This is a genomic window from Vibrio sp. D401a (assembly GCF_030248515.1).
Lineage (GTDB): Bacteria > Pseudomonadota > Gammaproteobacteria > Enterobacterales > Vibrionaceae > Vibrio > Vibrio rotiferianus.
This window is the reverse complement of record NZ_JAHGAI010000009.1, coordinates 38,459-61,469: the sequence shown is the minus strand read 5'-3', so window position 1 is coordinate 61,469 and position 23,011 is coordinate 38,459. Positions and strand designations below refer to the sequence as shown.

Sequence of the window (23,011 nt, the reverse complement as noted above, 5' to 3'; positions counted from 1 at the left end):
TTGTTATGCCTTTACTACCTTTAGATCTCGGTGTACTTCTTGTGAATCAAACAAGAACTGCGCAAAGTATATTTCTAGATGACGTTGCAGCATTTCGTACGCGAGGTATCCGAATGCCACCAAGCTAACCAATAATAGCGAAACGTAGTCAGTAAGAGACGAATAATCTATAAACTGGGAAAGAATAGCTGGAGACATAGCAACAAAAGCCATTAGGAAATACATGACCATATAAAAATAGGTTAAGAACACTCTTTTTCGTTGAGACTCGTATTTTGGCTTAAATTTTAGCTTGGGATACTTAAGCTCATTAAACGGAATAAAGTACTTTCTACCTTTTACATAACATTTTAAAGACTTAACTGGGTTTTCGAGGCTTATAGCATATTCAATTTCCGCAGAACTTACGTAACTACTACCTGCGATCGTGTAAAAGCCAAGGTCTTTTGCGTAAGGATGTAAAGTGTCGACATCAGATAGAAAAGCTCTAGCATGTTGATACTCCGCTATCATTGCCGAGCGGCGTGTAAACTTGAATTTTAGTACACCAATCAAAGTTGCAATAATTGCTACCACTGCACTACAAACCTTTAAAATCGTGAGAATATCTTCCATTTTTTCTCCTGAGGCATAACGCTTTCTATACGGCCTGTCGCCGTCTTTCAGGCACGCTACCGCCTTCTTTCATTCCAAAAGAAAGTATGCATGCTAGCACTTATCTTTATGAAACAAATAGAAAATCAGTATGAATCTGTGTGCTCACACACGCAATTAGACAGCGTAGTGACGCCTAATTCTTAATGAGGAGTTAAGTTTATAAAACTGTATAAATAGCCAGTTAAATTAGAAAATGAAAAGTCAGTTTTTACTCAGCGTCAAAGAACATATGATCTCACGTCACTATGCAAAGAAAACCATTGAAACCTACCTATTTTGGATAAAGCGTTACATTGCCTTCCACCAGCTAGCTCACCCCTCTAAACTTTCTGAAGACGATGTTGAACGTTTTCTTAGTCACCTTGCTATTGATGAAAAAGTAGCGGTCAAAACGCAGGCACTTGCGTTAAACGCCATCTCTTTTTTGTATCGAGAGTACTTCCAGATGCCACTTTCATTGAATATGAGGTTTCAAAAGTCACTCACTGAGAAGAAGCTGCCCGTTGTCTTAACAAGAGACGAAGTGCGACGCTTTGTTCAGCATATTGACCCCAAATACAAGCTCCATATCCAACTTTTGTATGGTTCTGGCCTGCGAATCATGGAGTGCTTACGGCTAAGAATTCAAGATATTGATTACGACTACGGTGCGCTGAGAGTCTGGCAAGGAAAAGGTGGTAAGAATAGAACGGTCACATTAGCCAAAGAGTTACATGACCCACTAAAAGCGCAGGTCAATCTAGCGAGAGATTATTATCAGAAAGACCGTCATATGGGTGGGTATGCCGGCGTTTATATATCCGATGGGTTACGAAAGAAGTATCCCGGCGCAGAATTGGATTTTAATTGGCACTTTGTCTTCCCATCAACCAAATTAAGCATAGATACAGATACTGGTGAGTTTAGACGGCATCATGTCAATGAAAGCGCAATACAAAGGGCTGTCAAACGAGCGGCAAAAGATGCGGGAATTGAAAAGTCGGTGACTTGCCATACCCTTAGGCACAGCTTTGCTACCCACCTTCTTGAGTCAGGTGCCGACATAAGAACCGTCCAAGAGCAACTAGGACATACCGATGTGAAAACGACTCAGATCTACACCCACGTGATCGAACGTGGCGCAGGAGGAGTGTTAAGTCCCTTATCAAACCTATAGAGACACAAAAGCCACCGAGTTATTAGACGTAACTCGGTGGCTTCAGCAATATAATGTCCTAGTGACGCTCACCCAATTTGACGTTGCCTTTGGAATCAAACCAAAGCGCTTGAGCACGGCGGCGGCCGAGCAAGATCGGACCATCATCATAAAACAGGAAGTTCTTCCAATATTTTTTGAACGTTGACCACTTCGTCTCTATTACGTTGTATTTCTCATAACAGAAGTACACCGTGACATCATCTTGCCAATCGATAAACACCGCGATTTCTTCTGGTAACTCAGGTTCATCGGCTTCCCAAGCGGTCATCCAATCGACTTCTTCTGACCAATTAGAATCTTTCATTGGCCAATCGGACGAGCTCAAACGATCCATATCGGGACTTTGTGCACTAATGTTCTCTTTCCAGAACTGCGCGGCGCGAGCTTGACTCATCGGCTTGATAAACTCGAGGTCCTCTTCAGGCACTGGCATTGACTGGTGAGTAAAAATCCATTTTCTTTGGTATTCATCCAAAGGCAAATAAGACATTCAGTCTCCTTTCTTACGACTTCAGCCAACCTTTCTCGGTGGCTTCTTCAATCAATTCTTTAGCTTTGTCCCATAGGATGACAGAGCCAAATTCAATTCTTTTATTGATGGTTAACGCTTGCTCGCGCGTGACACCATGTTCTTTCCAACTTTGACCATCGTTGTGGTAGTTGAGCAGCATCGGGATAAGGCGATCTAACGCTTTAGCGTATTTCGCATCATCACTTTGTGCAGCTTCAAACTCTTTCCACAGGGCGAACAGTTCGTCACCTTGGTCACTTGGTAACATTCCAAACAAACGCTCTGCGGCTTTCAGTTCTTTCTCTTCTTGCTCTTTTGAGGCTGCGACATCATAAACAAAGGTATCGCCTGCGTCGATCTCTACAACATCATGGATAAGCAGCATTTTCATCACTCGAGCAATATCGACTGGTGCATTCGCATGTTCCTGCATTAACACCGCCATCAATGCAACGTGCCAACTGTGCTCACCGCTATTCTCTAAGCGTCGGTCGGCACTCTTTACACGAGTACGACGAAGTACACTTTTTAGCTGATCCAGTTCAATGAGAAGTGCTAGTTGCTTTTCCAATCTTTCCATTTATCGTGCCTCTGCTGTCCAGTTTGGGTTGGTCAACGATGTCAGTACGTGATCTTGCCATTGACCATTGATCAACAAATAGTCCTTTGCGTACCCTTCTCTCTCAAAACCGACATGCTGTAGCACCGCTTCGCTGCGCTTGTTATGCGGCATGTAGCCAGCTTGAATACGGTGTAACTTTTGCACGTCGAACATGTAATCACAGGCCATTTTAAGCGCGCGGCGCATATAACCATTGCCCTGTGCGTCTTCTGCAAGGGAATAGCCTACGTTACAGGCGTATAGCGGAAAGCGAGTCAAATTGCTAAAAGAGAGCGTACCAAGCATTTTACCAGATTCTGCATGAACAAGCAGACAATAGTAACCAAGCCCCAGCCGATGCAGTTCATTCAGCTTAATGAGCTTTTGAAGCCAACCATTCACGGAGTAGAATGCTTCTTCACGTCGCGGCTCAAATGGTGCCAAATACTCTCGGTTAGTCTGAAAATACGCCGCAATCATATCGGCATCGCCAATTTCTGCAGTACGTAGAAGCAAGTCGCCGTCCAACTTGTGAACGGCGATAGAGGAGCTTTTATCTTCCATTATGAATGACAACTTCCATTTGATTTCGGATGAGTTTTGCGGATAGCCCGTTTTTTACGAATATCCTAGCTTTTGCGAATACCATAATCTCGAAGTTTGTTCGCGATAGAGGTGTGCGAAACGTTCAATCGCTTGGCGAGCTTACGGCTTGATGGGAACGATTGGTACAGACGCTCTAAGATCTGCGATTCATAGTCACGCATTATCTCATCAAGCGAGCCATCAAGGTTCAGTGTCGTACTCGTGCCACCCATTGCTTGTGGTTGAGGCAGATTAAAGTTTTCGGCTTTTAGGACATGCCCATCCATTTCAGTCAATGCACGCAGAACCATGTTATCGAGCTGTCGCATGTTGCCCGGCCATTGGTAATTAGCTAACGCATCTACCAGTTCCTCATCCAGCTCTGGCTTATCGATACCGAGTTGTTGAGCGTGTTTCGTTACAAACAAGTCGAGTAGCGGTGCCACATCGTTCGAGCGCTTGCGTAGAGGTGGAATGTTCAATGTTAGGACATTCAGACGATAGTATAAATCTTCACGGAACTTGCCAGCTTCAGCAAGCTCAGCCAAGTTGTGTTTAGTCGAAGCAATAATACGAACATCAACGTGCATTTCGTCTTCTGCACCCACACGACGGAAGTTACCGTCCTGTAAGAAACGTAGAAGTTTGATTTGCAGATGCGAGCTCATTTCACCGATTTCATCGAGGAAAACCGTACCGCCGTTTGCTTGTTCAAAAATGCCTTTATGACCTTGCTCGTGATTAAACGAGCCTGGCGCATGGCCAAACAGTTCGGTTTCAGCCACATCATCAGGCATCGATGCACAGCTCAAGACGAGAAACGGTTTGCTCGTACGGCCAGAACGGCTGTGACACGCTTTTGCTAACATCTCTTTACCAGTGCCGGTTTCACCTTCAATCAATAGAGGTTGATCGAGAACGGACAGTTTTTTCGCTTGGTTTATCAATGCCCTATGACGGTTAGACAAACCAACAAAGTGCTCGAACCCTAATTGATTGTGTAACGGCAGTATTTCTTCAATTTGTGAGCCTTGCTGGCTTGAACGAATTGTCATCAGTGTACTGGCGAGAGTCGAATTCTGCGCTTCGTCTTTAATGTACACGGGCATCAACTCAAGGATGTAGTCTAAGCCGTCGATCACCAAACTTTCACGAGTACGCGCGTTAACACCTTCAGACCAACGAGAAAAACGCACGCTTGGTAGCAATGTGCCAATTTGCGTACCAATCACATCTTGTTTGTGCTGACCAAGTAATGATAGTGCTGCCATATTTGCCATATCGACAGCGCCTTTAAGGTCAATCGCAAATACAGGATCTGGGAGGTTATCTACCAATGATAGTAGCTCTGTATTGTGGCGCTCCATTGGCATAAATTGAATCTTTCTAACGTCTTTGACGCCGGAAATACGACGAATTTCAGCCATCAGCTCACTAAAAGTATCAAAATCAATATCCGGGCAGTTTAAGTAGATGATGCCACTAATATCGATTTCGATACCACGCAAATCGATGCTTTTAGATGCTAAAATATCGAGCAGTTCTCGGGTAAGACCGAGCCTATCTTCACATAAGACTTCAAGACGCACTGAAAAAATCCCAATTCACAACTGTCAGGAAAAGTTGACAGTAGTTTCTCCTAAGCTTGGTATGCCGTCAAGCAATCCTCTATGCTAAAGGTGACATTGCTTACGGTTTGACCGTGATTGATGCAACTTTCGCCACCACTTCCTTACGAATCGCCCCTAATTTGACTTGACGCTCTGGATACCAAGGCAAAGGTCGAAGCAGTGCCATGGATTTCAGGCCAAGACGGGCTGTCAAAATCCCCACACCAAGCCCCTGCCCCGCACGCGCTGAGATCTTCCCTGCTAGATCCATAGACATCAGGTCCATACTGGCATCTATTGCAAGCTCACTAGCACCAGCCGCAGCCATGTTCACAAACACCGCTCGGAGCAGTTTGATGCGAGAAGCGTAGCCAAGTTCAACGCCGTACACCTTAGAAAGGTTGTCGATCATTTTGAAATTTCGCCATGCCACCAGCAGCATATCAGCAGCAGCCAATGGACTCACCGCCACTAAAGCCGCAGACTCAGTTGCGTGCTGAGAAACAATTTTGGTTGCGAGCTTGTCTTGCTGGCTAACGACCATGGAGTCGTACATCTCTAGAATTTCAGCATCGCTGTGAGCGGGATTCACACTGTTCTGCCAACGGTCAAAACCAGGGTTTTCTGCCAGAACCCCACTTTGTTCTGCAACCTTTTCACAAAACGCTTTGCCCTTTCCGACGCTTTGGCTATCGATAAGCGCTTCACTCTCTTCTTGCACACTAAAGTGATTGCGCAGTTTGCGCAGCTTCCATAACTCTTTCCCTAACGCACCTAAACCAAAAGAAGCGATGGTGGTGATAAAGCCAGCCCAACCAAGCGCTAGCCAATCGGCAGTTTGTACTGCGGTAATAACAGAATCGACCGCTTGCCAACCAACTAAACCGGCAAAGGTGGCAAAGAGACCCGTTGTCAGCCATTTGCGGCCAGATTTAGGGCGAATGACTTGTTCGAGCTGTAACTCTTGCTCTGTTTCTTCCTGTTGCTCCTCGATCGCCACAGGAACGAAGGTTTCTTTTTCTGAAAACGTCTTTTGAGCCGTCAACTCTGGGGATACGCCCTCTTCCTCGCTGTGCACCACTTTTTCTTTGAAGACTTGTTTTTGTTTTAGTTCGCTCATTTCAATTTGTCTCCCAATAGGTATTCCAATGCTTTATCGAGTCGAATATGTTTCATCGGCTCGTCGTTTTCTGAAGGCATTGGACGGAAAGAAGTAAAATCAAAGCCACTGTTTTGCCAAAATGCCGCGTTAGGTAACTTCTTCGGCACTTCACCAGGGAACATCGTCATTGGCTCGCCATCTAGTGTTGTACCTTGCAAAGCTGGCACGGTCTTATCACCAGAAGCAATAAAGCCTGAGGTCGTCGCTTGAATCGAGGCAATGCTCATGCAGCTCATTTCAATGTTCTCATACGAAGCAGTTTGCCATGCCGGATGCACCATCTGTTGCAGCAATGAAACTAAGTGGGGATGCTGATCCGGGGTCACGTGGTCCGCTTTCGTCGCGGCAAACAGTACTCTGTCAATTTTTGGCGAAAACAAACGGCGCAAAAAGCTGCTGCGCCCATATCGGAAGCTGTGCATGATCTGCTCAAGCGCTTGGCGCATATCGTAAAAAGCTTCATCACCCGCATTGAGTGGCTGTAAGCAATCCACCAGCACAATCTGTCGATCAAACGTTGCAAAGTGATGCTTGTAAAATGCCTTTACGACCTTTTGCTGATACTCGTGATAACGCGCTTCTAGCATCGCTAAGTTGCTACCTTTAGCTGGCTTCGTATCTGCGTCAAATCGACATGGGAAGAACTGCAATACTGGCGCACCTTCAAGCTCACCAGGCAGAACGAAACGACCAGGTTGAACCCAATGTAAGCCGCTTTCTTTGCATGCATGCAAATAGTCGGTGTAAGTTTTTGCGACTTTCTCAAGCTGCTTTTCATTCAGATCTGCATTCAAATCTAACGCTTCAAGTTCAGTCAACCAACTAGCGGCAAGTTCACTGCGCTGCCCTTTCAAGGCCTCAAACTGAGTCTGAGACCAAGTCGCAAAGTTCATATCAAGTAAAGGTAAGTCCAATAGCCATTCGCCCGGATAGTCGATGATATCGACGTTCAGTACGGCAGTTTTACTCAACAGCTTTTTGGAGGCTTTGTTTGGCTTGTATTTTAGCGCTAAGCGGATTTCACTGACATCACGCGTAGGCACTGGCCACTGAGGTGGCATAGCATGAATTTGGCTCATCGCATCGTCGTAGGCAAAACGTGGCACCATCATGTTAGTTTGCGGCTCACGTTTCGCACCAATTAAGCGTTTGTCACGGGCGGCATTAAGTAGCGGCAAATTGTCGTGAGTGGCGGTATGCAATAATTGATTAACCAGAGAAGTAATAAAAGCCGTCTTACCGGCACGCGATAGCCCCGTGACGGCGATGCGGACATTTGCGTCCATACCACGGTTGATAAAGTCATTCACTTCTTGCGTTATTCTTTTCATATTTTTTATTTATCTCATCAATTCTTGCTACGCAGTGTAATTTTACCAACCTTAATCAAAGATGAACAAAGTATTCACTGCAATATATGATCCCTAAAAACGCAAAAGCCTCTGAGAATATCAGAGGCTTGGAGGTTCTAACTGCGGTTGGAAATTCTAATCATCTTCAATCAATTTGTAGATAACGAACAAAGCGATTTCCAGCATTAACCACAATACGCAAGTGATAGTGACGTATTTTTCATCAAAGATACTGATGCCATGAAGAATCAAGTCGTAGCCAACAAAGCCGCCTACCACTACTGCAAGAATGATTTGTAGAATTTGTATAAAACGAGGCATGCTTTCTCCTAATCATAGTCTGCACAACAACGTAATTTGCTATGCCTATAAGTTTATATCTGATTATATAGACAAAAAGTGCAGGTTTCGCTGCACTTTTGTCAAATGTTTGCTAGTTAAATCAGCACTTTGTCACATTCTCTTAAGTGAGACTCGTGATGAGTGCACACAGCAATTACGCTTCCATCTCTTGGATTTTCACTTTCCAAGTATCTGGACCAATTTGGTGAGCGTTCGCGCCATTTGAATCCACTGCGACCGTCACTGGCATGTCTTCGACTTCAAACTCGTAAATCGCTTCCATACCAAGATCCTCAAACGCAACCACGCGTGCTTTCTTGATCGCTTTCGCTACTAGGTAAGCCGCACCGCCGACTGCCATGAGGTAAACCGCTTTGTGGTTTTTGATCGATTCAACCGTTGCAGGGCCACGCTCTGCTTTACCGATCATGCCCATGATGCCGGTTTCTTCTAACATCATATCCGTGAACTTATCCATACGTGTTGATGTGGTAGGCCCTGCAGGACCCACAACTTCGTCACCAACCGCATCAACTGGGCCAACGTAATAGATGAACTTACCTTTTAGATCGACACCTTCAGGTAGACCCTCACCCGCTTCTAGCATGCCTTGAATGCGTTTATGCGCGGCATCACGGCCAGTAAGAATTTTGCCCGACAACAGAACCGTTTCACCGGTTTTCCACTCTTGAACTTCTTCTTTGGTCACGGTATCTAAGTTCACGCGACGTGTGTTCTCGCCCGCTTCCCAAGTGATATCTGGCCAATCTCCTAGCTTCGGTGGCGTTAGCTCAGCAGGACCGTTGCCATCTAGCGTGAAATGCACGTGACGAGTCGCTGCACAGTTCGGGATTAAGCACACCGGTTTAGAAGCTGCATGCGTTGGCGCGGTTTTGATTTTTACGTCGACAACCGTTGTTAGACCACCTAGGCCTTGCGCGCCAATTCCAAGCTTGTTTACACGGTTGAAGATATCAAGACGAAGCTCTTCTTCAGCATTTTGAGGACCACGATCAATCAGTTCCTGAATGTCGATGTGCTCCATCAGAGATTCTTTTGCCAATACCGCAGCTTTTTCAGCGGTACCGCCAATACCAATACCAAGCATGCCCGGTGGACACCAACCAGCACCCATTGCTGGTAGTGTTTTCTCTACCCATTCAGCAATGTCGTCAGACGGGTTTAGCATCACCATCTTGGTTTTGTTTTCAGAGCCGCCGCCTTTCGCTGCAATTTGAATTTCAACTTTATCGCCTGGCACCATATTGATGTGTACGACCGCTGGCGTGTTGTCTTTAGTATTGATTCTCTTGCCGGCAGGGTCCATTAGAACCGAGGCACGCAATGGGTTGTCCGGATTTGTGTAAGCCTGTCGAACGCCCTCATCCACCATCTGCTGAACCGTCATGTCCGTCGAATCCCATTGAACACCCATACCGATGTTCACGAAACAAGTTACGATGCCAGTATCCTGACAAATCGGTCGATGACCTTCTGCCGACATACGGGAGTTAATTAAGATCTGAGCGATAGCGTCTTTTGCCGCTTGGCTCTCCTCGCGGTGGTAGGCTTTTTCAAGGGCCTGAACAAAGTCTAGCGGGTGGTAGTAAGAAATATACTGTAGCGCATCAGCAACACTGCTGATGACATCCTGCGTGCGTATTACCGTCATTGCATGCCTCATTATTGTTATGCTTTGCTTCCATTATTGGCTTGGCTTCTATCGTGTTTGTTGAGCTTATTGCTCTTAAATGAGCTTTGTTTTTATAAACGTTTATTTTTAAACCATGTTTTATAAACAATTGTCGAATGGCTGATATCGACACACGAGTAATTGAAGTCGCCTTCTCATATAGTAAAACCACCTCCAAGCCTTTGTATAGAGGTAGTTTGGCTATACAGGCGTTTATGATACTCTTGCTGCCCATGACATGCCATGCAGTGAACGAACTCTTTGTCACAATTTAAACAAATGAACAACATGGATACGCAATTGCTTGATTTTAAGGCATTGGATTACGCCAACGACCTAGCTACCTCCCTATTTTCTCGTATTGAAAGCCAACCTTGGGCAATGCTTTTGCGCTCGGCTTCCAATACACATATCGACAGCCGATTTGATGTATTGGTCGCCAATCCAGTCGCAACCCTAGAGACCATCGCTGGCGATACGCACATAAAAACAGAGTCGCGACAATACGTGTCTAAAGAAGATCCGTTCTCGCTACTGGATGAACTTCAACAGCTGCTTTTGCCAAACCTTGATTTGGAAGCAAACTTGGATCTGCCATTTGTCGGTGGTGCGCTCGGTTATTTCAGTTACGATTTAGGGCGCCGTGTTGAATCTATGCCAGAACTGGCGACCAAAGACCTGCAAACGCCAGATATGGCTGTTGGGCTGTATGAATGGGCATTAGTGATCGATCACAAGTTGAAGAAAGCGTGCATGGTAGGCCAAAACATTGAGCAAGCGTGGCAATGGCTTAATTCACAATTTCCAGCTGATGTTGAAGACTTCAAGCTGATTGGTGATTGGCAATCAAACATGACGCCAGACTCTTACGCGTCGCGTTTTGATCGCGTTCAAGAATACCTATTAAGTGGCGACTGTTACCAAATCAACTTGGCTCAACGTTTTAATGCTTCGTACCAAGGAAGTGAGTGGCAAGCTTACACCAAATTAGAAGCGGCTAACCAAGCTCCTTTTTCTGCGTTCATTCGTATGCCTCATTCGGCAATTGTGAGCGTGTCACCAGAGCGTTTTTTGGAGCTGAAAGACAACGTCATTGAAACCAAGCCCATCAAAGGTACTCGCCCTCGTAGCCAAGACAACAAGCTAGACCAAGCCAACGCACAGGACTTACAGACGGCGGAAAAAGATCAAGCCGAAAATCTGATGATCGTCGATTTGCTACGTAACGATATTGGCCGTGTTGCGTCACCGGGCAGCGTTCACGTGCCTAAGCTGTTTGATATCGAGAGCTTCCCAGCAGTGCATCACTTAGTAAGCACTATTCGAGCGAACTTAGGTACGCAGTACAACGCAGCAGACTTGCTTCGAGCTTGCTTCCCTGGGGGGTCCATTACTGGTGCGCCAAAAGTTCGAGCGATGCAAATTATTGAAGAGCTAGAACCGCACCGCCGTAGCGCTTATTGTGGCAGCATTGGATATATCTCACGCCATGGGCGAATGGACACTAGTATTACGATTCGTACGTTGGTTGCGGAAGATAACAAGCTCTACGCTTGGGCAGGCGGAGGTGTTGTTGCAGACAGTGATTGCTCAGCCGAATATCAAGAGACGCTGGATAAACTGTCAAAGATCTTACCGGCACTGAAGTAACTTTCAACGCTACACAGTTCTAAGAAAAACGGCTCTGTTGTTATAACAGAGCCGTTTTTGCTTGTAGCAATTATTCGTGACGCGTCATTCTTCTAACCATTTACACATAACCTGCTCAATATCAGCAGCGGTGTAAGGCTTAGTAAGAATGTCGTTCATGCCAGATTCAATACACTTTTGTCTCTCTTCTAGGGTTGTTCCTGCAGTGAGTGCAATGATTGGCTTGGTATAACCATTTTGTCGCAAATACATTGTCGCTTCATAGCCGTCCATTTCGGGCATCCTACAATCCATAAACACCAGTTCATAATCATGCTGGCTCACCGCCTCTATCGCTTCAATACCGTTTTTCCTCAAATCAGGTACTACCTCTAGTTTTCTCAGCATTTGGGTAACAATAACTTGATTCATTCGGATATCATCCACGACTAGTACGCTTCTACCAGCCAATTTTATCGCATTCTTGACGTAGATTTCGCCATCTGACGACAATCCCCGCTCTTCACCAAGCTTCAAGGGAATCCAAACCTTAAATGTCGTTCCACTTTTTTCTTGGCTAACAAAACTAATTTCACCGTCCATCAGCTCGACTAAGTTTTTTGTGATCGCCAATCCAAGGCCTGAGCCTTCGAAATGCCGCTTACTTGAGCGGTCCACTTGGACGAATGGGTCGAACAAAGTAGCTTGAGAAGCTAAGGGAATACCAATACCTGTATCTTCTACTTCGAAGTAAAGACGACCATCTCGCCATTCAACTCGTAGAACCACCCCCCCTAACTGGGTGAACTTAATAGCATTTCCAACAAGATTAACTAATATTTGCGTGATTCGCTCGGCGTCACCGTTAAGGTAGTTTGGGATACCTAGTTTTTTATCAATTGAAAAGTGTATTCGCTTCTCTGCAGCCCTCGCTGCAAACACCCCCATAAGAGAGCTTTCGAGCTCAACCCAAGCGAAATCCTTACAGATAATCTCCATCATACCGGCATTCATTTTGCTGAAATCAAGAAGATCGTTAATGATAACGCGCAACAGTTCACCTGATTGCGTTAAATTGTTCAGATATTGGAGTTGCTCGATTCCAAGCTCCGTTCTCCCTAATAGTTCTGCACTACCAAGAACGCCGTTTAAAGGGGTGCGTAATTCATGATTAATCATTGCAACAAATTCTTTGGTTGCGCGTTCAGATTCCTCTGCTCGCATACGAGAAGCGATTTCTCGTTCAATGCTCAGGTGACGACTAATCACGCCGTGGACAAGATCAGAAGCTAATACCATTTGCTGCGTGATAAATGACTTGTCTAGAAACTCTACCGCGATGTCGAAGACAAGCTCGCCACTAAGCTTATCTTCTAAAATAATTGGCAAGCTCAGGAACTCATCTCGCCACGAGGGTTGCAAAGTGTTCATAAGGTATTGCGATAGCGGCAAATGGCCAAACTGATGTCTTTTAATGGAAGAAAAAAGCGATTCGTCCAATGTTAGAAACGCCCTTCTCACAACTGAATTAGAAGTCAATTGCTCAAGGAAACTCGCCATTAAAGCCTCATCAAAAGTACTTGACAAAAACAAACGACCAAATTTGATCAGCGTGGCATCGATTTGCTCTTCAAACTCAAATTTACGTAGGTCTTTTTCAGACTTCATTTCAAGCTTTTTTAAAGCAATGCTGAGCTGCTGGTTGGACTCATAAAGCTCCAAACTTTTTTGCTCTAACAAAAGCTCAGCAGCTTTTCGCGAAGCAACCTCTCGTTTCAGTTTTCGCTCAAGGGGAGAGTTCTCTGTCATGAATTACTAAGCTACCTCTAACCAAAAACGCACTTGGCTTCCATCTTTTGATTGGTTTTGGTGTTTTACTTCCACCCGCTCATCAAAGTGATTAGCGCAGCCTTGAATTAGTCCCACGCAAACATGCGCCATACAGCGTGCACTTCGATAATCAAACACCATTTCTGACTCTGTTTCACTAATAAAATCAAATTGCGGTGGATTGGCGTCTGGGTAGAGTTTTTTTACTTCAACATGAATAAAGTCTTCTACATGGCGCACAAATTGGAACGTGGTGGTGCACTGTTGAAGACTGGCATGGTTTGGAATGGACTTAAGTAGATTTTGAAATACGCACTCACCGAACACTTCTTGTAATTTTTCTGGTGGAATGTCTGATACTTTGCTGAGGTTAACAATCAACTTAACAAGGTCTCGATGGTCATAGCTGCCAACCGAGGTGTAGATTCCCTCGTCGTTAGACAGTTCCAAAACTTGGTCAAGCACTTCCAGACCAAACTTGTCCTCCACTAACTCTATGAACTCCGTGAAAATTATCCCTTTCATCGTCTTCAACTAACCTTATAGTGACGTCTTTAAATAAAGAATGGTGTATAACGCTATAAGTTTCAAATTAATATGCTCATAACGCCATAAAGAACACACTTAGTTTAGGGATAAGGATTGCGCTTTGATCATTGATAAATCAACACTTCTACAGAACTTTCAGTTACGCCTGCCGACGGGTTATCACCACGAGTCTTTAAGCCGCTTGGCTCACCTTCAAGAAAATACATTGCGAGATGCCGCGGTATTGATTGGATTTGTTGAACGTGAAGAAGGTCTTCAAATCATTTTAACCAAGCGCGCGAATCATCTGAGACATCATCCGGGACAAATCAGCTTTCCTGGTGGAAAATATGAGAATGACGATAACACCTTGGTCAATACCGCCCTTAGAGAGACTGAAGAAGAAATTGGCATTCACCAAACGCATATACAGGTTTTTGGTCAGTTACCTAAGCTACCAACTATTAGCCAGTTTAATGTGACACCATTTTTGTCCTTCGTTTCTCCAGACTACACAATTCGCATTGACCAAAATGAAGTCGCGGAAGTTTTTGAAGTGCCAGCCAACCATATTTTGAACCCCAAAAGGCTATACAGCACAAAATTCAACCTAAGAAGAACGAGCCACCGCGTGTTTGCAATCCCCTATCAGCATCATTTTATTTGGGGGATGACAGCACAAATTATCGAGTCGATGCAAAAGCACATCATTTCTAACTAACTGCATTATCAATGATAAACTCGCACCTAGACCAAACATCATGTGCATCAATATTAATAAAAGGTTACTTTTCAAACATTCATTCACATTAGTTTAATTTGGTTTTACACCGCAAACGCTTGCGGTGAGATAAATTTATACAATTCAGCCTTCAGATAAGTTTTTCTAATTTTACTCATTAGCAATAATCACGTGTAGCACGCCGTTTTCGTGATAAAAAGCAGGTTTTTGACATATCATTCAATAAGCTCGAGCAATACATGATTTAGATCTAATTTTCTTAGTGCAAAATCTTGCAAAATTGGCCCCGACTTATTTCCTGTTCCCAAAATGAGTAACTCAAAAATGAATACAACTACTTCTGCGGCTTCAACCGCACAATCGTCTAGTAAGTTTTCTTACAAAGACTTCACCTGGTGTTTGTCCCTATTTGGTACAGCAGTAGGTGCAGGTGTACTATTCCTTCCAATTAAAGCAGGTGCTGGCGGTTTCTGGCCATTAGTTATCCTAGCTCTAATCGCGGCACCAATGACTTGGTTCGCACACAAATCTCTAGCTCGTTTCGTACTTTCTGCGAAAAACCCTGAAGCTGATATCACTGACACAGTAGAAGAGCACTTCGGTAAAACTGGCGCAAACCTTATTACTTTTGCTTACTTCTTCGCTATCTACCCAATCGTACTAATCTACGGTGTTGGTATCACAAACACAGTTGACTCTTTCCTAGTCAACCAAATGGGTATGGAATCTATTCCTCGCTGGCTACTGTCTGGTGCACTTATCGCAGCAATGACAGCAGGTGTAGTATTTGGTAAAGAACTAATGCTGAAAGCAACATCAGCAATGGTTTACCCACTAGTATTTATCCTACTAGCACTTTCTTTCTACCTAATTCCTGATTGGAATACATCAATGATGGAAGTATCACCAAACTGGGGCGAAATGCCGACCATCGTTTGGCTAGCAATTCCAATCATCGTATTCTCTTTCAACCACAGCCCAATCATTTCTCAGTTCTCTAAAGAACAACGTCGTGTATACGGTGATGACGCAGTGAAGAAAACTGACGCTATCACTGGTGGCGCAGCAATGATGCTTATGGGTTTTGTAATGTTCTTCGTATTCTCTGTAGTACTTTCTCTATCTCCAGAGCAACTAGCATCTGCGCAAGAACAAAACATCTCAGTACTGTCTTACCTAGCTAACGTTCATGAGTCTCCACTTATTTCTTACATGGGTCCTCTAGTAGCGTTTGCAGCGATCACTTCTAGCTACTTTGGTCACTTCCTTGGTGCGCACGAAGGTCTAGTAGGTCTAATCAAATCTCGCTCTCAAACTCCTGTCAGCAAGATTGAAAAAGTATCGCTACTGTTCATCGTAATCACAACTTGGATCGTTGCTATCGTTAACCCAAGCATCCTAGGCATGATTGAAACAATGGGTGCACCGATGATCGCGGCAATCCTATTCTTGATGCCTATATTCGCAATGCAGAAAGTACCAGCAATGGCGAAGTACAAAACTTCAGCACCTGTACAGATTTTCACAGCAATCTGTGGTCTTGCGGCAATTAGTTCTGTAATCTACGGCGCTCTTTAATCACAGCTGCTTTATTTAGCGTGATTAATCCAAGAATATAACGATAATAAAAAGCCTCCCAACTCCCCTTGGGAGGCTTTGTTCTGAGGTAATCGATATGATTAGTGTTTTTGACATCTATAAAATCGGTGTTGGTCCTTCAAGCTCACACACTGTAGGTCCAATGAAAGCGGGTAAAGAATTTATTGATGATCTTCGTGCAATGGGAAAACTGCGCGACATCACTAAAATCACCGTTGACGTTTATGGTTCACTATCACTGACAGGGAAAGGTCACCACACGGATATCGCGATCATCATGGGTCTTGCAGGCAACTCCCCTGAGAAAGTAGATATCGACTCTATTCCGGGCTTTATCGCTCGCGTAGAAGAAACTGAGCGCCTACCTGTTGGCATGCACTGTCATACAGTATCTTTCCCGAAAGATGGTGGTATGAACTTCCATACTACTAACCTTGAGCTACACGAAAACGGCATGCAGATCCACGCTTGGATCGATGACGAAAAAGTATACTCAAAGACTTACTACTCTATCGGCGGTGGTTTCATCGTTGATGAAGAGAATTTCGGTAAAGAAGTAGAGAACCCTATCAAGGTTCCTTACGAATACACAACGGCAGAAGAGTTAGTTCACCAGTGTAAAGAAAGCGGTCTTTCTATTAGCGCATTGGTAATGAAGAACGAACACTCTCTGCACTCTGATGAAGAGACTCGTACATACTTCGCAAACATCTGGCGCACAATGCGTGAGTGTATGGATCGCGGTATGAACGAAGAAGGTATTCTGCCTGGTCCACTACGCGTGCCTCGTCGTGCAGCAGCACTTCGTCAGCAACTGCTTACTTCTGAAAAGACAACGAACGATCCAATGTCGGTTGTTGACTGGGTAAACATGTTCGCTTTCGCAGTAAACGAAGAGAACGCAGCAGGTGGCCGTGTTGTGACAGCACCAACAAACGGTGCGTGTGGCATCATCCCTGCGGTACTGGCTTACTACGATAAGTTCATCCAAACCGTAACTGAAAAAGATTACATCCGTTACTTCGCGGCTTCTGGCGCAATCGGTGGTCTTTACAAGCGAAACGCGTCTATCTCTGGTGCGGAGGTTGGCTGTCAGGGTGAAGTTGGCGTAGCGTGTTCTATGGCGGCGGCAGGCCTTGCTGAGCTTATGGGTGGTAGCCCTGAGCAAGTATGTATGGCGGCAGAAATCGCAATGGAGCACAACCTAGGCCTAACATGTGACCCAGTTGCAGGTCAGGTGCAGGTTCCATGTATCGAGCGTAACGGTATCGCGGCAGTAAAAGCGATCAACTCGACTCGTATGGCACTACGTCGCTCTTCAGCTCCAACAGTTTCTCTAGATAAGGTTATCGAGACCATGCTAGAGACTGGTAAGGACATGAACGCGAAATACCGTGAGACATCTCAAGGTGGTCTAGCAGTTAAAGTTATCTGCTAATCCCCTCTTCTCTCTGAATTGAAAAGCCCGAGCATTGCTCGGGCTTTTTTTCATTCCTATATCCATCTAGGAAAAATTCCCTCTAGATTGAGCTTTATAAAAAAATCTAAAATGTCCGCTATATCCAGAAGTTTAGGATATGCCCGTAGAACATCACATACCTTCCAATTCAATATTGATACCGTATTCAAAACATTACATTTGGAGCGCTTTAACACATGATTAGGTTTGAACTAGGAAACCAAATCTGCGTTTGCTTGTCCGACAAACAACTTTCACTTGAGCTCAACAATTCCACCCACTCTTCTATTCCTATCAGTAGAATTGAATATTTACTTTTGAGCACCATCGCGGCTTTTGGGAACTTAAATGCGCCGATTAGTCAGAGGAATATCGAAAAGAAGTTATTAGCGCAGTATCAGCTGGTACTGCCTGAAAATGGATTTAAAAACTCAATCGCCTCACTTAGAAAGAAATTCAGACACCTCACGCAGAACCATGTTTCCATGCAGCAATCACTCATCGAAAACATTCACCGCAAGGGGTATTTTGTTCCCTTCCACAATCAACACGCACAAAAGGACGGCTTGCGTCAGCAAGAGAGTATCGACAAGCGAACTGCTCATAGTATTAGGACTTTTATAGAGATTTGTTTAAGAAATCGACTGCTCTACTTGAACATTTTGTTCTTTCTTGTACTCACTGGGTTGCTTTATCTTGCGATCTGTTTTTATGCGATAAGCAACATCGTAAGACAGAATTATTTCGATAGCGCGTCATCATTAGCTCAAGACATTGCACTTAAAAGCTGTTTTGAAAATGAAGACCGCTTGAAAGGTTTTTTCGACAACGTAAGGTTGGTTGAGTCAGCGTTGTTGACTGACCGACATAATATCCGCTGTCTGATCACGCCTGAGGCTGTGGTCCCGGTAAACAACAACGACATAAGCAAGTGGTTAGATAATGACAGTTATACAACCCACACATTCGAGCTTGCTGGCGCGACAGCAATGGTGCGAGTCAAAAACATCAACATTACAAATAACATAGAAAATCACATGTCACGGATGTTCCTATCAGGAATGAAAGTATGCACAAACACGGGGCCTGCTTTGGAGATCGGGGATACAAAAGGTCAGTCGTTTCTTTACAACGTCAATGGCAGTGGCTACAGGGAAGTCTATTACGTCACTGGCCCTGTGAGTAGTATTCTGGCGCTGAGCTTACTTCTTATCGTGTTGGTTAATCACAAGCTACTACGTTCACTTCTGACTTATATGTGGGCCATCCGTCACTTCAAATTAAAGCTTGAGCCCATTTACAACACGGCCAACAAAGTGAACATTCACTATGAGGTACTTTCGCGCTTTCAAGTAAAAAACACCCAAAAGTTCATTGAGAGTCTTATTAGCAATGGGCTTTTGCTCACTCATACAATGCTACTAATTCGGCTTATTTACGGCTCATCTAGGTCGCTCATCGCGCCACTTAGTATCAATGTATGCCCTTCATTGCTTGAAGGGAGCAACTTTCTCAAGCTCTATCGCCAACTCAGTAAGTTGGACTGTTCGCTCCTAACGATAGAGATTACAGAAAACGCGTCCATGTACTACACCGAAGAGATATATTCGAACGTCAAGAAGCTGAAAGGCTTGGGTTGCAAAATCAGCATTGATGACTTCGGCACTGGTAACAACAATGTTGAACTTATTGGCAATATCACGCCAAACTACCTAAAGATCGATAGATTGTTCGTTATGGATCTCAAACAGGATGATAAAAAGTCAGAAATGCTTCGTCAGCTAATCGCCATGGGACGTACCTACCATTGCACTGTTATCGTTGAGGGTGTGGAAAGTGCCGAGTGCGCTCATCTACTTACTACTCTTGGTGCCTATATCCATCAAGGCTACTATTACCCGCTCCTGCGTTGACAGGGGCTTTTTCTTCAAACCTTCATGAGCGTAATTGCGCTTTTATCGCATCCCTCACTATAATAGCGGTATGCTGTGTACCACCTCTGAATAGATCCAGACAGATATGATCGCGATTAAACCGGCAAAGTTGAAAGATTTTGCGAGCTTGATGCAATTGGAAGTGCATGACGATCAAAAAGGATTTTTTAAACCGTTTGAGCAAACTTACCAAAACCGAAGTAAGTCAGAAGTGTTTTATACCATATTCCAAGACAGCTTGGCGGTAGGCTACTTAGTTATAGATAAGGCATTTGCTCAGTATGCACCGTTTGCAAAACGGCATGAACTTAAGCTGAGCTACATGGTAATTGGCAAGCAGTTTCAACAGAAAGGCGTTGGGAAAGCGACGCTTCAAAAGTTGATGGTTTATGGTTACGCCATCGATGCGGAGAGTAATTCTATTTGTGCAACCGTTTCCTGTTCAAACAAAGGGGGGATTACACTTTTTGAATCGGCTGGTTTTGAAAACACCCAAAAAACGATTTACGAACCTGATGGGAAAGCCGTCATTATGAGGCATCCGCTTAGTTGATGTTATAAAGGGCAGTGTCAAAAGACTCAACTGCCCTAATCCATTTTTATACTGAAAGAACTTCAGCCTGCCATCCGTAACCAAGATACTCTTTCGCTAAACTTTGAGCCACAAACATGGATACTACAACTTCTGTCCATTGGTCACTCATTCCGATTCGGTAGCGAAGTTTCATCATTTTCATAAATTTTACATCTTGTTGTTTACGCACAGACACCAGAGTTATCAGCTAAAACACCATAAACAATCAAAGTTATTGTTTTGGTTATGGTGCAATCAGAATGCTAACCTTGGGTGTAATTAGTTATTCCATAGTTTTCGAAATAACACCGCACACATTCTGCAAAATGATATGATTAGAATGTAGAGTAAAAATACTGCATTTATAAAAATCAGTGAGGCTAATTAATTTTTATGGAAAGCGAGATACATACATCGATAATCGTTGATAGCTTTGAGGCACTCGCAACAAAGCAAACCATGCTACTTGCCAACACCCAAGCCCAAAATTGTGAAGAAACCCTTAAGCAATGTATTCTTGAGGCGATGGATTGGTTCAACATTGATCGAACAACGATGTTTCCCAACTCAATGTTGTTTTTTAGTCATGGTAAAACAATAAGTGTTGCTCGTCCCCCTCATCAAATATTAACCGCAGAGCAGGTATCTCCAGTAGATGGAGAAAAGTACCTTCGCTTGATTGGCAACTCATCGAAGACACAACTGTTTTCAACGAAAGAGATGGAGTCAAGCGACGCCACAGTGCTGAGAATGATCGCCGCGCAAGGCGGTAGCCATCACTATACCATTCCATTGGTTCAATTCGGACAGCGTTGGGGGGGCATGTCTTTTACGCTCTTCAACAACCAAAGAGCAGCGTTAAGCGAGAAAGAACTCAACGAGTATACTTACCTTTCACATATGTGGCTTTCGTTTTGGCAGCACTCTAAGTTACATCGAACCTTATATAAGGCCGATGTATCGACACATAATGAAAATACAAAGATGCTACGCCTAAGCCAGAGGCAGTATGATGTGTTAGCACTGCTAACGACAGGGAAGTCAGCCAAGGAATGTGCCAAAGAGCTGAATTTAAGCCCAAGAACTATCGAGTCACACAAGTATCGGCTATTAGACCTATTAGAACTCGATTCACACGCGGAGCTCGTGCAATTTGCCTTGAGAAACGGGGTTGAATACTGATGCAACACAGAAGTTGAGCAATCAAGGTAGGCACTTGCCTACCTTTGTCACTCTAGTGTGCTGCTGTTTTAGACACCAACTTAACGATCAACACGCCAGTTATAATGAAGCCAATACCTATTAGAGCAGCGAGATCGAGTTTCTGGCCGTACAAAACATAACCAACCCCAGCGACCAATACTATGCCCGCCCCACTCCATATCGCGTATACAACACCAACTGGCATTGTTTTTACCGTTACCGACAAAAGGAAAAAAGCAATAGCATAGCCAACCAGTACAATCGAACTCGGCAACCATTTCGTGAACTGTTCGGTTTTAGGGATATAGGATGTTGCTATGACTTCACAGACAATAGCAATACTTAACGCGACCAAAGGCGGTAAAGAAACTAAAAGCTTGAACATATACTCAAGTAACCTCGAGATGCTTAGTTCAGCGAGAATGACTTGGTTTGAAGGCGAGGCAACAATTTAAAGATCTAGTGGTTCTAAATCGAAAATTGTTAACGAAGCATATGAACCAAGGCAACTCGCCCTTCGGGAGCGTGTCACTGAAGCAATTTCTTCGTCAAACAACTTGGAAAGAGCGAGCTATTCCACTTCGTTGCTTTCCTTGAACTTGAATCAGTGACAACGCTCTGAACCCTGCATCTTGAAGTCACTTGAGTATAATTACCACACAAGAAGATTAACTCAAGCGCGGCATTATAGAGATTCTTCACCGCTTATCTAGCCTAGTTTTAGAAAAGCAATTTTACGTACTAGCAATAATCAAGGGAATCATGGGGCACCTTCCGAACTCATTGATTTAAATTGGCTAGAGTTCACTTTCGTTTATATTAAGAATACAGATGTCGTTCGATTGCGCTCGTTTCAAGTTAACGTAAGTGATGTCTTTTATTCCTAATTTCTTAAGGCTATCGATATCATAGCTCCAGCCCTTCATGTCTGAGTTGCACCCTTGGCTTTGCCATTTTTCTTGATTATTCAGATACCCAAACTGACTGATTTTTGGGTTAACCGAAATCATTGAATAAAAGGTCTTCTCACGGTTTTTAAGTAGCTGCAGTGCGCGATTCCAACGCTCAATTGCTTCTTTATCATTTGTTAACTTAAAAGAAGCATACTCAAGATGATCAACCCATAGTACTGATGCCGCACCAGTAATTAGTACTGAAGATGCAGCAGGGAGAACATAGTTTGCGCACTCAGCTTGACAGTCACCATTGATGATAAGGTGTACATTGCTAGTATGCATCCAGCGCCCTAGCTCCATCGCAGCTTGATGATCCCCTCCTTTGCTATCTACCATTATCGTTGAAATCTGCTCTTTCGATTGCTTTATTAACGTCTGAGCAAACTGAACCGACTGTGGTGTTATTTCCTCATAAAAATACAAAGTGCGACCTTTAACGGAAATATCTTTACCGAAGTCACACCCCACCAGTAGCAAAGGTAAACAAATCACAATGTAACGCACGTTAATTCCCCTTTCAGCCATAATGAGCTAATGCGTTGTCCTCTATCAATAGTAATCAGGGAATCAACAACCAACGCACCAAAGTGTTGTTTTTTTGACCAAAGTCAAAATACGCCATTAATAGCATAACAAATTTCATCGTGTCTATGAGAGTACGACTAAGTTATAGGGTTTTCACTAAACTAAAAGCAACCACCGATCGCACAACTACATTGCATATTAGAAAGCGCCATACTCGACGACGCCAATAAAAATCTTTCAATCTCACATTCTGTATCGACATATGGCCTGATTTAAGTTAGCTTTAGATGTATAGACGTCTAGAAGCTTAGGGAGAAAGCT

At 44.0% G+C, this 23,011-nt stretch carries 22 protein-coding genes; 8 read left to right on the top strand and 14 right to left on the bottom strand.

All coding sequences use genetic code 11. The features are described from left to right. Nucleotides 1-3: 3 nt before the first annotated feature. Nucleotides 4-615 (bottom strand): hypothetical protein, encoded by a 612-nt coding sequence (locus tag KIV41_RS05935; RefSeq protein ID WP_151514930.1) that lies wholly within the window; start codon nucleotides 613-615, stop codon nucleotides 4-6. Nucleotides 616-850: 235 nt separating this feature from the next. Here KIV41_RS05935 and KIV41_RS05930 point away from each other — a divergent pair, with 235 nt between their 5' ends. Next, nucleotides 851-1,813 (top strand): integron integrase, encoded by a 963-nt coding sequence (locus KIV41_RS05930; RefSeq protein ID WP_285335898.1) that lies wholly within the window; start codon nucleotides 851-853, stop codon nucleotides 1,811-1,813. 58 nt (nucleotides 1,814-1,871) lie between these two features. Here the strand turns inward: KIV41_RS05930 and KIV41_RS05925 are convergent, their stop codons facing one another. The 8 genes from KIV41_RS05925 to KIV41_RS05890 form a co-directional block, all read right to left on the bottom strand. After that, the gene (locus KIV41_RS05925) at nucleotides 1,872-2,345 is read right to left on the bottom strand and encodes a DUF2947 domain-containing protein (RefSeq protein WP_045393512.1); all 474 of its coding nucleotides are present in this window, start codon (nucleotides 2,343-2,345) and stop codon (nucleotides 1,872-1,874) included. 13 nt (nucleotides 2,346-2,358) lie between these two features. Further along, complete coding sequence (locus KIV41_RS05920) at nucleotides 2,359-2,946, bottom strand: HD domain-containing protein (protein ID WP_010448795.1); 588 nt, start codon at nucleotides 2,944-2,946, stop codon at nucleotides 2,359-2,361. After that, on the bottom strand, nucleotides 2,947-3,531 hold the full coding sequence (gene rimJ / locus KIV41_RS05915) for a ribosomal protein S5-alanine N-acetyltransferase (RefSeq protein WP_010448793.1): 585 nt from the start codon (nucleotides 3,529-3,531) through the stop codon (nucleotides 2,947-2,949). Between the two features lie 65 nt (nucleotides 3,532-3,596). After that, complete coding sequence (gene tyrR / locus KIV41_RS05910; protein WP_285335897.1) at nucleotides 3,597-5,141, bottom strand: transcriptional regulator TyrR; 1,545 nt, start codon at nucleotides 5,139-5,141, stop codon at nucleotides 3,597-3,599. 100 nt (nucleotides 5,142-5,241) lie between these two features. Further along, nucleotides 5,242-6,282 carry a YcjF family protein gene (locus tag KIV41_RS05905; RefSeq protein WP_285335896.1) on the bottom strand — a complete coding sequence of 347 codons (1,041 nt, stop codon included), beginning with the start codon at nucleotides 6,280-6,282 and terminating at the stop codon, nucleotides 5,242-5,244. Further along, nucleotides 6,279-7,655: a YcjX family protein gene (locus tag KIV41_RS05900; RefSeq protein ID WP_285335895.1), complete on the bottom strand. Its 1,377-nt coding sequence runs from the start codon at nucleotides 7,653-7,655 to the stop codon at nucleotides 6,279-6,281. Before KIV41_RS05900 ends, KIV41_RS05905 begins: the two co-directional genes overlap by 4 nt. 156 nt (nucleotides 7,656-7,811) lie before the next feature. After that, nucleotides 7,812-7,997, bottom strand: coding sequence for a hypothetical protein (locus KIV41_RS05895; RefSeq protein WP_010448784.1), 186 nt, complete (start codon nucleotides 7,995-7,997; stop codon nucleotides 7,812-7,814). Nucleotides 7,998-8,172: 175 nt separating this feature from the next. Then, nucleotides 8,173-9,690 carry a fumarate hydratase gene (locus tag KIV41_RS05890; RefSeq protein WP_285335894.1) on the bottom strand — a complete coding sequence of 506 codons (1,518 nt, stop codon included), beginning with the start codon at nucleotides 9,688-9,690 and terminating at the stop codon, nucleotides 8,173-8,175. Nucleotides 9,691-9,999: 309 nt separating this feature from the next. Here KIV41_RS05890 and pabB point away from each other — a divergent pair, with 309 nt between their 5' ends. Next, nucleotides 10,000-11,361: an aminodeoxychorismate synthase component I gene (pabB, locus tag KIV41_RS05885; protein WP_252040701.1), complete on the top strand. Its 1,362-nt coding sequence runs from the start codon at nucleotides 10,000-10,002 to the stop codon at nucleotides 11,359-11,361. A gap of 84 nt (nucleotides 11,362-11,445) precedes the next feature. On the opposite strand, the gene KIV41_RS05880 is transcribed toward pabB, so the two are convergent. After that, nucleotides 11,446-13,149: an ATP-binding protein gene (locus KIV41_RS05880; RefSeq protein ID WP_045393497.1), complete on the bottom strand. Its 1,704-nt coding sequence runs from the start codon at nucleotides 13,147-13,149 to the stop codon at nucleotides 11,446-11,448. 6 nt (nucleotides 13,150-13,155) lie between these two features. After that, nucleotides 13,156-13,695 (bottom strand): heme NO-binding domain-containing protein, encoded by a 540-nt coding sequence (locus KIV41_RS05875; RefSeq protein ID WP_045393494.1) that lies wholly within the window; start codon nucleotides 13,693-13,695, stop codon nucleotides 13,156-13,158. Between the two features lie 124 nt (nucleotides 13,696-13,819). Between KIV41_RS05875 and KIV41_RS05870 the strand changes: the two genes are divergently transcribed. The 5 genes from KIV41_RS05870 (at nucleotide 13,820) to KIV41_RS05850 (ending at nucleotide 19,985) form a co-directional block, all read left to right on the top strand. Further along, entirely contained in the window at nucleotides 13,820-14,419 is a 600-nt protein-coding gene (locus KIV41_RS05870) for a CoA pyrophosphatase (protein WP_045393491.1), read from the top strand. Nucleotides 14,420-14,764: 345 nt separating this feature from the next. After that, the gene (locus tag KIV41_RS05865; RefSeq protein ID WP_045393488.1) at nucleotides 14,765-16,018 is read left to right on the top strand and encodes an aromatic amino acid transport family protein; all 1,254 of its coding nucleotides are present in this window, start codon (nucleotides 14,765-14,767) and stop codon (nucleotides 16,016-16,018) included. Between the two features lie 97 nt (nucleotides 16,019-16,115). After that, nucleotides 16,116-17,477 carry an L-serine ammonia-lyase gene (locus tag KIV41_RS05860; RefSeq protein WP_045393485.1) on the top strand — a complete coding sequence of 454 codons (1,362 nt, stop codon included), beginning with the start codon at nucleotides 16,116-16,118 and terminating at the stop codon, nucleotides 17,475-17,477. 218 nt (nucleotides 17,478-17,695) lie between these two features. Then, a complete protein-coding gene (locus KIV41_RS05855; protein WP_045393482.1) occupies nucleotides 17,696-19,411 on the top strand; it encodes an EAL domain-containing protein in 1,716 nt (571 codons plus the stop codon). Between the two features lie 106 nt (nucleotides 19,412-19,517). Next, a complete protein-coding gene (locus KIV41_RS05850; protein WP_045393479.1) occupies nucleotides 19,518-19,985 on the top strand; it encodes an N-acetyltransferase in 468 nt (155 codons plus the stop codon). A gap of 46 nt (nucleotides 19,986-20,031) precedes the next feature. Here KIV41_RS05850 and KIV41_RS05845 read toward each other — a convergent pair whose 3' ends face one another. Then, complete coding sequence (locus KIV41_RS05845) at nucleotides 20,032-20,169, bottom strand: hypothetical protein (protein ID WP_167381312.1); 138 nt, start codon at nucleotides 20,167-20,169, stop codon at nucleotides 20,032-20,034. Nucleotides 20,170-20,399: 230 nt separating this feature from the next. Between KIV41_RS05845 and KIV41_RS05840 the strand changes: the two genes are divergently transcribed. Then, nucleotides 20,400-21,188 (top strand): response regulator transcription factor, encoded by a 789-nt coding sequence (locus KIV41_RS05840; RefSeq protein ID WP_285335893.1) that lies wholly within the window; start codon nucleotides 20,400-20,402, stop codon nucleotides 21,186-21,188. 52 nt (nucleotides 21,189-21,240) lie between these two features. Here KIV41_RS05840 and KIV41_RS05835 read toward each other — a convergent pair whose 3' ends face one another. Further along, the gene (locus tag KIV41_RS05835) at nucleotides 21,241-21,594 is read right to left on the bottom strand and encodes a multidrug efflux SMR transporter (RefSeq protein WP_045393473.1); all 354 of its coding nucleotides are present in this window, start codon (nucleotides 21,592-21,594) and stop codon (nucleotides 21,241-21,243) included. A gap of 412 nt (nucleotides 21,595-22,006) precedes the next feature. After that, the gene (locus tag KIV41_RS05830; protein ID WP_045393470.1) at nucleotides 22,007-22,669 is read right to left on the bottom strand and encodes a hypothetical protein; all 663 of its coding nucleotides are present in this window, start codon (nucleotides 22,667-22,669) and stop codon (nucleotides 22,007-22,009) included. Nucleotides 22,670-23,011: the final 342 nt, after the last annotated feature.